This is a genomic window from Fuerstiella sp. (assembly GCA_022447225.1).
GTDB lineage: Bacteria > Planctomycetota > Planctomycetia > Planctomycetales > Planctomycetaceae > S139-18.
Window position 1 is genome coordinate 434,054 of the sequence record JAKVAZ010000001.1, and the last position, 13,764, is coordinate 447,817.

General features: G+C 53.4%; 12 protein-coding genes. 5 read left to right on the top strand and 7 right to left on the bottom strand.

Annotated elements, in window-relative coordinates; translation table 11 throughout:
- Positions 1 to 15: 15 nt before the first annotated feature.
- Together MK110_01590 and MK110_01595 are read left to right on the top strand one after the other, a co-directional pair.
- Complete coding sequence (locus MK110_01590) at positions 16 to 1,341, top strand: ABC transporter permease (GenBank protein MCH2209966.1); 1,326 nt, start codon at positions 16 to 18, stop codon at positions 1,339 to 1,341.
- Positions 1,342 to 1,398: 57 nt separating this feature from the next.
- On the top strand, positions 1,399 to 2,583 hold the full coding sequence (locus MK110_01595; GenBank protein ID MCH2209967.1) for a hypothetical protein: 1,185 nt from the start codon (positions 1,399 to 1,401) through the stop codon (positions 2,581 to 2,583).
- A 3-nt stretch (positions 2,584 to 2,586) separates the two neighbouring features.
- Here the strand turns inward: MK110_01595 and MK110_01600 are convergent, their stop codons facing one another.
- The 4 genes from MK110_01600 to MK110_01615 all read right to left on the bottom strand — a co-directional run bounded on the left by MK110_01600 (position 2,587) and on the right by MK110_01615 (position 6,733).
- The gene (locus MK110_01600; protein MCH2209968.1) at positions 2,587 to 2,967 is read right to left on the bottom strand and encodes a hypothetical protein; all 381 of its coding nucleotides are present in this window, start codon (positions 2,965 to 2,967) and stop codon (positions 2,587 to 2,589) included.
- Between the two features lie 83 nt (positions 2,968 to 3,050).
- On the bottom strand, positions 3,051 to 4,064 hold the full coding sequence (hemB, locus tag MK110_01605; protein MCH2209969.1) for a porphobilinogen synthase: 1,014 nt from the start codon (positions 4,062 to 4,064) through the stop codon (positions 3,051 to 3,053).
- 553 nt (positions 4,065 to 4,617) lie between these two features.
- The gene (locus MK110_01610; GenBank protein ID MCH2209970.1) at positions 4,618 to 5,619 is read right to left on the bottom strand and encodes a hypothetical protein; all 1,002 of its coding nucleotides are present in this window, start codon (positions 5,617 to 5,619) and stop codon (positions 4,618 to 4,620) included.
- Positions 5,620 to 5,656: 37 nt separating this feature from the next.
- A complete protein-coding gene (locus MK110_01615; protein MCH2209971.1) occupies positions 5,657 to 6,733 on the bottom strand; it encodes a hypothetical protein in 1,077 nt (358 codons plus the stop codon).
- Between the two features lie 270 nt (positions 6,734 to 7,003).
- Between MK110_01615 and MK110_01620 the strand changes: the two genes are divergently transcribed.
- The 3 genes from MK110_01620 (at position 7,004) to MK110_01630 (ending at position 10,476) form a co-directional block, all read left to right on the top strand.
- Positions 7,004 to 8,176 (top strand): hypothetical protein, encoded by a 1,173-nt coding sequence (locus MK110_01620; protein MCH2209972.1) that lies wholly within the window; start codon positions 7,004 to 7,006, stop codon positions 8,174 to 8,176.
- Positions 8,177 to 8,291: 115 nt separating this feature from the next.
- Positions 8,292 to 9,035 (top strand): hypothetical protein, encoded by a 744-nt coding sequence (locus MK110_01625; protein ID MCH2209973.1) that lies wholly within the window; start codon positions 8,292 to 8,294, stop codon positions 9,033 to 9,035.
- A 40-nt stretch (positions 9,036 to 9,075) separates the two neighbouring features.
- On the top strand, positions 9,076 to 10,476 hold the full coding sequence (locus MK110_01630) for a DUF11 domain-containing protein (protein MCH2209974.1): 1,401 nt from the start codon (positions 9,076 to 9,078) through the stop codon (positions 10,474 to 10,476).
- A gap of 141 nt (positions 10,477 to 10,617) precedes the next feature.
- On the opposite strand, the gene MK110_01635 is transcribed toward MK110_01630, so the two are convergent.
- From MK110_01635 to MK110_01645, 3 genes are all read right to left on the bottom strand, one after another.
- Complete coding sequence (locus MK110_01635) at positions 10,618 to 11,907, bottom strand: hypothetical protein (protein ID MCH2209975.1); 1,290 nt, start codon at positions 11,905 to 11,907, stop codon at positions 10,618 to 10,620.
- Between the two features lie 144 nt (positions 11,908 to 12,051).
- Positions 12,052 to 13,068 carry a DUF1559 domain-containing protein gene (locus MK110_01640; GenBank protein MCH2209976.1) on the bottom strand — a complete coding sequence of 339 codons (1,017 nt, stop codon included), beginning with the start codon at positions 13,066 to 13,068 and terminating at the stop codon, positions 12,052 to 12,054.
- Positions 13,069 to 13,106: 38 nt separating this feature from the next.
- A complete protein-coding gene (locus MK110_01645) occupies positions 13,107 to 13,760 on the bottom strand; it encodes an RraA family protein (protein MCH2209977.1) in 654 nt (217 codons plus the stop codon).
- Between the last annotated feature and the right edge of the window lie 4 nt (positions 13,761 to 13,764).

Here is a 13,764-nt window from a genome sequence, read left to right on the forward strand (position 1 = left end):
TGGATTGAATTCATGATGTCTGACCAGCGACCAGATCGACTTCACCGGTTTATCTCCGGATACGGGATGATCTTCGTCCTGTTGCTGTTGATGCTGCTGTTCACGATTCTTACGTGGAAAGAGCAAACACCTGTCGGCAGTGATGCAGGACGCGCAGTTGCCGAAATGATTCTGGCTCAGAATGATCAGGCGGTGGTGATCGTGGCAGCCGGAGTGTCCGACGTGGAACAGGCCTTTGTTCAGGCCGCCGAACAACATCTCAGTGCCGGCGGGGCGACTGTCGCACGGACTGTTTCGGGCGAGCCGTCCGACGCCCGTCGCACTATTACGGATGCACTGAATGACGGGGTGTCTCCGACGCACCTTGCGATTTCCGGAATCGCTGAACGCTGGACCGTTTTCGATCGGTTTGAGGCCGGCCGTCTGGGTCAGAGGGTTTCACCACAGCCTTACAGCTGGCCGGTGTTTGCCCAGACAAATAACTTGCTGAGTGTGGCGAATCAAACAGCGATCTATGCCGTCATTGCGGTGGGAATGACTATGGTCATCATCACCGGAGGAATTGATCTGAGTGTTGGTTCGCTGGTCGCTCTGGCGTCTGTGACGGCCGCGATCGTTATTCGTAAACTGGGTGGAGTAAACGCCGGTCCGGGGGCCATGCTGATCGGAGTGGCGGCTGCCCTGGGTGTCTGCAGTACTGCAGGCGGGTTTCACGGTATTATGGTGACTCGATTTCGCATTCCACCGTTTATCGTTTCACTCAGCATGATGATGATGGCCCGGGGGCTGGCGTATTTGATTGCCGATGGTGCATCGATTTCTGCTCTGCCACAAAGCTGGACGGCAGTCGGGTCCGGAACCGTCCAGGGAATTCCGATACCTGTATTGATGATGATTGTACTCTACGGCCTCGCCCATATTGTGATGACTCACACGGCGCTGGGACGGTATGTTTATGCTGTCGGTGGTAATCAGGAAGCAGCTCGGCTTTGTGGTGTACCTGTTCGACGTGTGCTGGTTACGGTCTACGTGACCTGTGGAACTCTGGCCGGAGTGGGTGGACTCATACTGTCGTCCAAACTGGCGACCGGAGACCCCAAGCTGGGCGTGATGTACGAACTGGAGGTAATCGCCGCCGTGGTTGTCGGTGGCACGTCACTGATGGGTGGTGAAGGTCGAATTCTGGGAACACTGATTGGAGCGTTCATTATCGCGGTGATTAAGAATGGAATGAATCTGCTGAATGTCGGTGCGTATGAACAGCAAATCATTCTGGGCGCCGTGTTGCTGACAGCAGTGCTGATCGATAATCTCAAGCGACGGCGTTCCGGAGGGATGTAACACGCTTCAGTGAGCAACTGTGAATTGCTCACTGACGGCCAGCCACAGGGATTCTGCATGCCAGCTAACAATCGATTTCGGCATCAATCATATCCGACGACGCCCCAAATTACGCCAACCCGTCACGTTTTGAATATGGATCCCGGTCCCGTCGATTTTGGCCGACTGCACACTCACCATTCGGTACGCCAGGTTATTGTCGTTCCCGGAACATTTGTCGGCAGCGATCCCTTTAACATTGCAGGTACTCTCAGATCTGTCCCTCGACAACTGCCGGTGATTGGTCCGCGGATTCATGCCGTTGCCGACCGAATCGAAAGAAGAATACAGGAAATCATTGATAAGGTGGCCGATGACACCGGGAACTACACAGAGGAATATACTCAGTATTTCGAGAGACTGGTCGGCGGCGATCCTGAAGTCCTCCTGCTTGATCCATCCTGGACAGGGCAGAATCACCATTTCGCCCGAGCAGACCTGGCTGTTCGGTTATTGAATCACATTGTGAGCCTCAATCTTGTTCTGCCGGAACAGGTGCTGTTGTGGGGGCATTCTCACGCCGGCAACGGTTTTGCTCTGTTGTCAAATCTGCTGGCAAATCATCGCCATTCCGTTGACCGTTTCTTTGAGGCGTGTGGCCGTCCCGATGAAGAACACTGGCGAGTTGCTTATCAAACCCTGAAGAGCAGTCAGTCACCTCACCCTCTGGCCGGAAACGTGACGGTTGCTGCCTTCGGAACACCGGTGAGGTATGGCTGGGATACAGATGGAATCAACCGGCTGTATCACATTCTGTTTGATCGCGGAGCGGACAACCCGATACAGGCCACGACACAGCCGGTGTTTCCTCCGGTTGTCAAGGACATCATCGAGGCTACCTATGGCGACTGGGTTCAGGCATTTGCCATTGCCGGAACCGATGTTGTCCCGCCGACACCTGGACAGATTGAACGGAACAGGCAAATTGCTGAACTATTAATGAACGGTCTGGAAGATCCTGCTCTTACGACCGATACAAGTTTGATTCCCGTCAGACGGTTCCGGCACCTTTGTGCGCGCTGGAAGACGGGGACACGTTGTCATACGGACGGTCAAAACCTGCTGGTGGACTATCACCCCGGTCACCCGCAGCAACTACCGGACGTCGCTGATGTCTTTGGCCACGGGATTGCCACAAAGCTTCAGTGGCTGCCCGCTCATTTGGCCCTGTTGCTGAATCGCATGGACGTTAATGCCCTGTAGCCATCAACCGTCATCCTGGATTCGCATGACAGCCGACTGCAAAGTCAGCTTCCGATCTTTGTGACTGCGAATGCTGAGTGTATTGAATGGTTTCAGCACGGTTGTGATCTCCAGTGAAATCTCGAACCATGACCCGGACTGTCGGCAGTCAGCGGCCGGAACGGACTGCCCGTTCACAGTGGCGTCGAACAACGTGGTGTCCACGGTGATGACGATGTGAACCTTACTTCTGTCAGTGAGTCCGCCGGGTTGATGGAATTTCCGGATCAGTGCTGCCGGTGGTCTGTCAGTGGAAACAGAGCACGGAAGCACAATCCGCACGGCATCGGTGCCCGCCGTTTGCTGTTCCCACGGGCCGGCAAGACGGATCGTATGAACAGTCATGGCAATGTGACCTGGAAAATTTCTTAGTGCTGATAATGCGGGGGAACGGTGCCCTTCTTTTGACTGCGTAATGGTCCGTCGGTTCAGGAAGCGGTCAGCTGTTGCGCCGCATCAAGGGCGAAGTATGTCAGAATCCCGTCTGCTCCTGCGCGTTTGAAGGCGATGAGACTTTCCAGCATCACTGCGCTGCGATCCAGCCAGCCGCGATCTGCAGCAGCACTCAGCATCGCATATTCACCACTGACCTGATACGCAAAGGTCGGCACACCAAATGTCTTCGAGACGCGTTGAACGATGTCCAGGTACGGCATGCCAGGTTTCACCATCACCATGTCTGCGCCTTCCGCGATGTCCAGTTCTACTTCACGTAACGCTTCATCTGAATTGGCGGGGTCCATTTGATACGTTTGTTTGTCTGATTTTCCAAGATTATCGGCGGAACCCACTGCATCGCGAAACGGGCCGTAGAACGCTGAGGCGTATTTTGCTGCATAGGACATGATGGCAACGCTTTCGTGTCCGGCGTTATCCAGAGCGGATCGGATTACACCGACTCGCCCGTCCATCATATCCGAAGGGGCAATGACATTACTGCCGGCAGCGGCCTGGATCAGTGCCTGCTGTGCCAGCAGTTCCAGAGATTCATCGTTCACCACATAGCCGTCTCTCAGTACACCGTCCTGGCCGTGGCTGGTGTAGGGATCGAGAGCCACATCTGCGATCAAACCGATATTGATATCCGCATTGCGAATTGCCCGTAATGTGCGGCAGATGAGATTGTCGGGATTGACGGCTTCTTTGCCCTCATCCGTTTTGAGGTCTGTTGGTGTTACCGGAAAGACAGCAACCGCGGGAATACCGATGTCTTCCGCTTCCCGAATCTGATCAATCAGACGATCGATTGTCAGCCGGCTGACACCTGGCATCGACGATACCGGTTCAGCCGTATTTTCTCCTTCAATGACAAATGTGGGTAGAATCAGATCGTTTACTGTCAGGCGATTTTCACGAACCAATCGCCGCGACCAGTCGTATCGACGGTTTCTGCGGAGACGCTGCTGAGGAAAGCGTCCAACGAAATTTGGCACATCTGGCATGGTTGAAAATTTCGGGAGAATGTCCTGTGGAAATTTGGGGAAAACTAGAATTCCCTGGAACCGGGCCAATTGTCGATGACGAACAGGTGCTCGCATCCCGGATTTGGTTGAGCGTTAAAATACCTGACTGACAGTACTCGCCGCCGGTCTGCCTGGCAAGCATCTCCGGTCGGCCGGAAACCCAGGTTTCCGGTAAATCTTTCACATATTCAACCACATGAATCGGGGCTGCTGATCGGTTGACGGACAACGTTTATGTGTCTGTTTCCTGTGGTCTGTGCGACACCTGGATGGTCGGTCATCAAATGTACGACATCGTGAAAATTTGAGTACATTCGGAATGTCTTGGCAGACGGTTTGTTTCTGCTTTGCAAGGCTCCTCATTCAATGTTTGTTTCGGGTGACTGACGTCTTCAATCGCTGGGGCGGTCTGCGACTGCAGTCGGAGGGATTCATCTGAGTATCGTCGATAACAGACTGTCCTGAGGAAACAGAACCGTCCAAGGTTAAGATCGGTTGCCGATGTTCCTGAAAGTCGACAACAATTGACAAGCTATCTCTGTATGCGGCGGTACTCACCTCTGGTTTCACTTGCGAGCAACTGAAGCCACGTCGGGTCCCGTAATTCAGGGTTTCCCGCTGCAAATTCCACGACATGAATACGAGCACCACTCGAATTTTTCCGCAGGAGCTTCCGTAGATCTGCTTTGGTCAGGCTGGCGTCCTGTCCGTCGGTTAAAAAATACACCACATCCGGATTCAGCCGAAGAGCGGCCAGCAGCGCCGGAAGATGCATCGTCCCTCCTCCGGAATCGACGGTTTCAATCGCGTCCTTTGCCAGATTGAGATTCGCAGCGGTCGCCTGATAAATGCCCTTTGTCCGACCTCTCAAACGCATTTGAATTGGTGCATCACCGTAAAAAATAACCTGAAATTCCTGATGCGCTTCCAGCATTCGAAGACTGGCCAGCAACTGTGACTGAGCCAGTTCCATGCGGCCACCATTGTTCATACTGCCCGACGTATCAATCAGATACACAAATCGCCGTCCGCTGTCGGTTATGTTCATGAAGGCCGTTCTGTCCGGACCCGAGTCGGCTGATCCTCCTGTGGAACGTCCTCCGGATGGTGAAACTAACCGGACAGGTGCATCAGCACCGGACATCAGTGTCCCGATTCCGATCAAATTTGGGATTTCCACGGATCCTGTAGGATCGACGGAGCGATGGTCCGAAAGCAATTCATCAACACTGGGAGGTGTCTCGGGGACTGCAGGATCGATTTCACCATCCTGTGGGGTAGTGAATTCGATCGATGCCGGCAGGTCTGAATCTTTGTGGACAGTCGGTTCTTCAGGAAGAAGCTGTACCAGCCCGACTGTGTGATATTCTTCGCCTCCGGCGTCTGCCGGAACTCCCTGTTGGCACCCGCGAGCTATCAGAAGGGTGGATGCGATGGCCAGGCCATGAAGCACGATGGACGCCACGCTGCTTGGAAGCAGGGACTGCAGAAACCTCGTCTCGGACGTTTTTGCCTCCGAAAGCCGGGATGGCATTGCTGTGTTTCCAGGTCACCTGGTGCCAAAAAGCAATTTATTGCGTGGATTTATCCGAATCGACGTCCTGAACCTGATTCGGGACTGAATTGGGCGCCGTGGACGTCGGGGCAACCGGCTGGCTGGCAGCCTGCTGAATCAATTCAATTGTGCGACCCGTCTCATCCAGTTCCAGTTCACCTTCGGGTGCTTCAAAGTGGAACCGACTTTCGTCCACCGTGTCGTCGATTGTCATCTCAAGAAAATCCAGCGTAATCAAGGGACGGACTTTATTCTCTTCCGGAATGGGATGGCGTTTGAGGTACTGAATCCTTCGTGGCAGCATCGCTTCTGCATCTATGTAGACACGTACATATTCGGGCATCCAGTGCGGTCGTGGAGCAGTACGATCTTCAACATTGAAATACTTCTTAAGAGATTCAGCGGTCCATCTTCCCGAGACAACCAGCAGCCTGGAATTGCCAAGCGTCTGTTCGCGGACTTTTCCAAACTCCATACCCAACTGCAGCCGGGCGATCAGTGACTGCAGACCACCCGTACCCAGATCTGCCAGCATATGATCAGGATCAAACTGCTCTGATTCTCCTGCCACTTTGAGAATTTCCTGGATATCCCGACGCGTCAGACGGGTTGAGTCTCCATTTTTCCAGTAAGTCCACAGGGCATTGCCGTCGCTGACCTGTGTCAACTCACCGGTTGGCTGCTGCTTTCCGGTGTCTTCCGGTTCCCCGTCAAGTTTGAGTGGTGCTTCATCCGTTCGGCGAACTCCGCGAATCGGAAAGATCCTGAATTCCACACGTACTCTGTTGTTGCTGGCCTGGGCATACTGCCCCCGGGCGTAGAACCTCAAGTCTGACAAATGGACGTACTCGTATAGGTTGCACTGAAGATACTGCAGGCCTTCCAGACGTTCGCGCACACTATTGAGCACATCCAGAGCGTTGAGGTCGTTGACAATAGATACAGCAGAGCTGACCGTTCCTGTTGCAGACTCTCCTGCATCATCCTGTGCGGACAAAGAAGCGGAAAAGCTGAACACCCAAGTGATAACGGCGAAAATTGCCGCAGTAAAGAGCGCTCGACAGTGTGTGAATTTGTGCAGTTTATGCTTCATGTTTGGAAAGTACTGGTTTTGCCAAAGAATTGGGTCGTTCTTACCCGACATCTAGGAGTGACAGACCGTCTTCTGTCCGCTGATACACTCCCTACATCATTGTTTTGGGTGCCGGACAGACTGCGAATTCTATCTCCAGAGGCGAGTTCTGGTCGACAGCAAACTGTCGGATCACGTCCTGATCTGTGATTCAAGTCTTCATATTCAGGTACGGTGATCTGGTCAGTAAACGTTGGTGCGAACAATCAACATCTCACGGAAGGGGTTCCAATGAGGTTTAAAATTTTGGCTTTGGGCGCCCTAACGGTTGTCTCAATGGGGTGTGCCGGCCTGGACGGAAGTGGAAGCGCCGTGCTGAAACCAAACGATTACGTTAACCCGCCGGCTGAGAGGCTTGCGCGACCAGGGCCCGGTGTAGACGGTCCTGGACCGGGTGTGCTCCAGTATACGTCCCATTCAGCTTCCCTGTTGGCTGGTCATGGACACCCGGCTTTGGCGACTCAGGTGAAATTTACCGGACAGCCAGGAATGGTTATTGGCTGGAAAGTGTCCGACGGCTGGGCCAATGACCAGTTGTTTTCCGGGAATCGCTATGATTTTCCGCAAAATGCGGTCTATCAGCTGAAATTCAGCGGGTTCTCCATGGAGGGCTATGAGGGACTACAGCTGTACCCAACCCTGGAAGTCCGTGGCACAGACCCGAACACGCGGGAATACCTTGAACACAGCGTTGTACCGGTTGAAGTCACCGAAGAAGATCTGGAACACGTCATCCATAACAATATGGTGACAAAGGTCATCTATCTGCCGGATCCAAAACATCAGTCCCGGGCGATTGCGGGTGTAGAAACATTGATTTCTACAAGACTTGCCCCTGGTGTGGACCCCGTTCAACAGGCTGAACGTATGGGCACGATCATGGCTGTGCTGCGATTCGGCAACAAGGATTTGGAAATGCCAACAGCAATGATGGCTGAAAACGGTAGTTTCCAGCAGGTCTCTCACACAGTTTACAGTGGTCAGAATGGTCAAAACGTACCACCAACGCCAATTGCGATGCTCCCGGCAGAAATTCACGGTGTACCAGGGGCTATGATTGCTGCTGGTGGTCGAGGACTTCCTGGACAGCCGGTTGGACCGGTTGCCGGAATGGGTATGACTCCTCCGTGGGGTATGACAAGTGTTGGCACACCGATCGGACTGCCCGGTCCACCTCATTTGCCTCTGGGCAGACCGGCAGGACTGCAGTCACTGACGATTCGGGACCGCAGCCACAATCAAATCTCAGCACCTGTGGACGATATGCTGATTGATGTAAAACGCAATCCGCCGATCAGGACTGTGGACCCGGTGCGACACATTCAGTACGAAGAAACTCACCCGACACACGCTCCTGGCGAATTAGCCCATCCAGGTTCAAAGACCTCGCGGGTTCTCTATTGATCTGAAAGTAGCAGTATTGATAGATCCTTTATGGGTCATCACAACTAAATAAACGCAGAGGGGCGAATCAGGGAATTCCCTGTTCGCCCTTTTTCTACTTCACGGACCGCAACCCATGGCTGACCGTTTCTTCCGACTGCTGACACTTGCTGTCGTATTCGTGACCGTGTTGCTGCTCGCCGTACCGGTCTGTGCCCAGCAGGGAAAGTTTTATCAACCGCTGAACCAGCGAACTCCGCCTGGACAGTCAGCGGCGTGGTTGACCCGTATCTGCGGCCATCAAAGCAACTGGCTTCAGCCGGTACAGATTCAGGTTCCTGGTGGCGGCCAAATTTCTATCTATTCCGGCCCGGGCAAACCTGCGGCAGTCTCATCATCTCCCGCAAGTGTTGCCGTCAATCCGGGACACGTCTACCGACTTCGGCTGGCACACATGCCTGAATTTCCGGATGCCGAACTCTATCCTTCCATCGAGATCCTCGATCGACTGCATCCACCGGCAGGGCAGGAGCATAAGTATCCGGTGCCGGTTCCGTTTTCCGGGGATGACATTCGTCTGGCATTGACCGGTCGACTGGTTACGCGAGTCATCTATCTGGAACAACCACAGCTGGCGCAACAGCTGGATCCGCTCAACCGGGAAGTCCCTCAGACTGTTCTTCCTTCGGAGAATGTACTGCAGGAGGCTGATCGTCTGGGCCGGCCGATGATCATTGTGCGACTTGGAGCACGCCGTCCATCAAAAATCCAGTCGTCTCGAATGTTCTTCGGAACGGGTGGAGCCGCACAACTGCTGGCAAATGACGAATCAGAGCAACGGTTTTCCCAGGTTTCCGTAACGGCCGAGCGCACACAGTGACAGCGGTCCGGATCAATTCACATAAGCTGGCATAACCATGATGAAATACGACACAACTTTGATCTGTCCGAAATCGGAACGGAAATATAAACGGGCGGCGGCAGGAATCGCTGTGGCTGTGTTGTTGTTCCTGCCGGCCTGCAGCTCCCGGACGGCATTTGTTAATCAACTGCAATCAGCCATTGTCAGTGACATCGAAACGAGTTCCGAACCGCAGACGGCGTTCCCGCATCAGGCGAATCCGGCACTCGTCACTCCCACAGACTCTTCTGACACTTTGAAAAATGTTGAATTAAGTGAAACACATGTCGTAACAGCCGGCCTGGTTCGAATGAGTAATTCACCTTACCATGATTCTTCTGTGATAACGGCCTTGTCCACGCAGGACCTGGATGATGAAGTATCAGGCGTAAAAATCATTCCGTTGTCACACAAAGTCGTTTCCGATGTCCGCCATGATCCTGTCCAACACTTTACGCCCGCCGAAATGCGAATCGATGCGGCATTTGGACGCATGTCCCCGTCTGAGTTGTATCCGGATGAATATTTGGCTGACGGCGGCGATCGTCGATTGCCGACGCACTACTTTGGCGGTAGTCGCAGGGGATTGGATACAGAAGATACGATCGCGGAATACACCGATCACAACGGCAGATCTCATGTTCGTGCGTCGAATCGTGTTGCCGTTTACTCACCTCGATTTGGTTCGGTGCGAGTGATCGAAGGCGCCAGTTCCGGGACCAGAGTTCACCATGCGGTCCAGGCGAAAGAGTTTTCTTCTGTTGGCAGTATGAACCGGCAGAACGGGATTCGTCAGACGATCACGGACGAGCAGTTTGTTGCCGTCGCTTCTCGTCGGCGTGCAGACGGTGCCGAGGCGCAGCAGAATTCGATTGAGTCCACAGCCACGATTCGGCCACAGCGAAATGACAAGGTTGATCAGGGTCTGCAGGCGGAATCGATCAGAGGACGACAGATTCTGGAGCGGGAACAGGGCCCCGGTTTCCATCAGGAACTGGCAAACGCTGCTGTCTGGTCACGTGATCTGTTTCCGAAGCTGTCGGGAACAACATCTCAGGCGGCCCAGACACATCGACGTGTGACAGTTCAGGCTACTGTTGGTATTGAGGATCAGCGAGCTGAGAAGAGTGAGATACACATTGTCAAACTGGCTGATCGTGAGACAGCTGAAGTCGGCGACACAATTCGCTTCACCATTCGATTTATCAACACCGGTGATTACGATCTGCATGACGTCCGCATTGTAGACAATCTGACTCCACGCCTCCGGTTCATCCCGGATAGTTTGCAAACAGACCGCAAAGGTGATGTCATCACCGAGCCTAACGGTGAAGGCAGTGAGGTGCTCACGTTTGTCCTGGACGATGGACTGGGAGCTCACGAATCCGGTACGGTCGAATTCGAAGTCCGTGTGAAATAACTCTCCGGCCCTCACAGGCGCGTAACGCAACCGGACTCTTTGAAACGGCAAAATAATGAGTTGCCGATTGAAAACCGGGACTTCCTGAACAAGGTCGAACTTTTTCGAGCTTGAATCCGGAAATTTATTGCGGTGCAGTCTTTATCCACTGACGAAGGACTTCGACAGGTCCAGATGTGGCGCATGTGGATAGTTGACAGCTTCGTAGTTGATTCCAAGCTCCGGCGTCAGCAGCTTTTTGCCATCGTTCGCACGTGAAGTCAGAAGCTGGTCCAGCAACCCTGCGGTCAACAGCGAGCGCTCGACAGGATAGGCCGGTTGTCCGGTGTGAACCATTTGCTCAATGCCCTTAAGCAGATATGAAAAATGCGGATAGCGGGGCATAGCTCGCTCTTCACCGATTCCACCGACAGGCTTTTCACCGCGGACCTTGACGACGGCCGCTATCCCGCGTGAGTATCTTGGCAACATCAGAACAGGAGCAAGCAATCCGTCTGTGTACTGAATCAGAAAAATTGTGAAGCCCTGTGGGTCGACTTTCAGCAGGTCCTGATCGGCCGTTGGTGTGACTTCCAGAATCAGCTTCAGCAGATCCGGACGAATGATATTGTTGCTGATAAGTTCCTTCAGGCGGGATCCCGGCAGACACTGCACCCAGTCGACACCCTGATGCTCACACTTTCTGCGTTCAATAATGCACTGCAGATAATCCAGTGTGTGAAAGCCATAGATATCGAGTCCTGAATATCCAATTGCAAGACAGGCTTCCAGGTCACTGCCCATCGGCAGCGTGAAATCGGGCTTCCGAAACGTCACCGGCAATGACGATCCGGCCATGAAGGGAATCTTTAGCTGTTGAGCCCGGTTGTACATCCACTTTGCGTCTTTCCACACAGGTCCTGGATGTTTGTCGTTAAACACGGGAACGATCTGATTGTACTTTTCCAGTGTATTCGTAATCTCTTCAAAGAATCGTCGCCGTGGGTAAAGGTGCTGTTCCTTTTCATTCCACGGATATTCGCCGTGCTCACCCACACTGATGATTCCATCCACGGCAACTTGGCCCTCGCCCAGGGAGATCGCCTGTTCAATCGAATCGCAGATCGGAAAGCCGTGTTTCACTGACATCTCCCGAGAGATGTCTCGAGCCATCTCTCGGTCGGGAAACTGATCAACATACATCGACGCCAGTTCCAGATCCGGTCCGGGTCCACCAGCCTGATTCCAGCCTTCCAGGATCTTGCCGATCAACACGTCTGTGTGTGAATTCTTGATGTAGATAGTAACGACTGCCGCAATCCGCTTCCTGACGCGAGGTGTGATCGTGTCGGCACCTGCGAACGGCACCATACCAAAACCCAATGCAGCCGCACTGGTCTGGATAAATGATCTACGGTCGACTGAATACCGTCCGTCGTCGGATTGTTTCATCACTATCCATGTCCAGCTGAAATAAGTAGTTCGGTGGCGTGGCTGCCGGTGCGAGTCACGGTTTTCGATACGGCCCTCGTGAGAAGGGGCGCCCTTCAGACATCCCTGGACATCGAGGGAGGGAGTCGCTCGTGTGAGGGAGAGTTATTCAACTCCAACGGGCATGCCATCGTTGCGTATTCCCAGTTTTTGGTATACACCCAGTTGTTGTCGGTCATAGTCCACTTCATTTGTCAGCTCAGACTGACTTAGACCTCCGTTACTAAAGTGAATTTCATTGCTGATGAAACGCACCGAGCTGTCGCAAAAGACGAACCAGGCTCCGCCGCTGTGAGCGCTGCTGAACCCTTCACTACAGCTGTCGCATTGGTTCGGTGACTCACGCGTAACGGGTGAATTAAGCTCTTCACTGACCCGACCTCGGTTTTGGTAAACACCCCAGTTACAACCGCCAGGCGGATTCCGACAACCTGCCCATACACCGGAAGCGCAGCGCATATCCCGTTCGCCGAGCATGAACGTGTTGCTGGTTCCGTCCCTGATGTCTTGCAGCCCGGTGACACTGCCGTTGTAGAAGACTCCGTTATTGCTGAACGAGCCACCTTTGTCATAGAGTCCTTGGCAGGCCACATAGTTCGCCGTGCCCAATTCGAGTTTTTCGGTATTGCCATCACCGTTGAAATGACGGAGTTCGGCTGGCAGCTGATCCGGGGTCGAGTCAGAGGGACACCGAAAGACCGCAATCGGAGTTTGTACCAAGCGGTTTATCCCGGGATCCTGCAATATTTCGGTCAGTCGTCGGTTCGTTACGTCGAGTTGTTCGTACAGCTGGTTTTGCTCAATTTGGGGCAGAATGAACGTTCCCCACCCCCATGATTCCTGTCTGTGTTCGTCGTCCATACAGCCTGGCGGAAACGAGCCGTGACAATCGTGATAATAATGGATGGCCAGCCCCAACTGGCGGAGATTGTTGGCGCACTGGATCCGTCGAGCGGTCTCCCTCGCTGTTTGTACGGCCGGCAACAATATCGCGATCAACACACCGATGATCGCAAAGATCACCAGCAGCTCAATCAGTGTATAACCATATCTGACTGTTTCGCCTGGGATTCCCCGCACCGCACGATGGCGATCTTGAAACAATCGTGGCCCATTGCTCATAAGAGATTCTCAATCTGTCGTAATTCTTCTGTTAATGATCAAAGCACCCCGTATTTTTCGTACGCAGCCACCGCCTTCATCCCGTCGCGAATCTCATCGCGTATTTTGTTTTCAGTGTGGACTTTGTCCCACGCGATTTGAATTGCCTTCCCTTCGATTTCCTGAGGGACCACGACCACGCCGTCAATGTCTGCGATTACCAGATCACCGGAACAGAACTTCACTCCGGCGATCTCTACCGGCACATCAGTCTCAATCACTCGCTGCCGATTCAGACTGTCGTACACACTGGTGCCCCGAGCGAAAACCGGAAAATTCATATCACGGATTTTTGTGACGTCACGTGTTGCTCCGTCCACAATCGCACCCACGCAGCCGGAATTTTGTGATGCGGTGGAAAGGAGTTCCCCCCAAAGAGCAGCATGCATGGATCCTCCGGCCGCACAAATCAGCACGCTGTCCTCTGAGCATTCATCAACCGCTTTTAGCTCAAGTTCGTATGGATTCGGATCGTTGTGATACATGTCTGCCCACAAGGTTGTCTTGCATCGACCCACCAGAACCCTTGGGGAAGTATAAGGCGTTAACGTTACGCGTGGTGACTGATGACAGTATCCAAGTCCGTCCAGGGCATCCGCAACGACCGCGGCGTACAGCGACTGTCGCATCATTTTCAGTGTAATGTTACTCATGTTA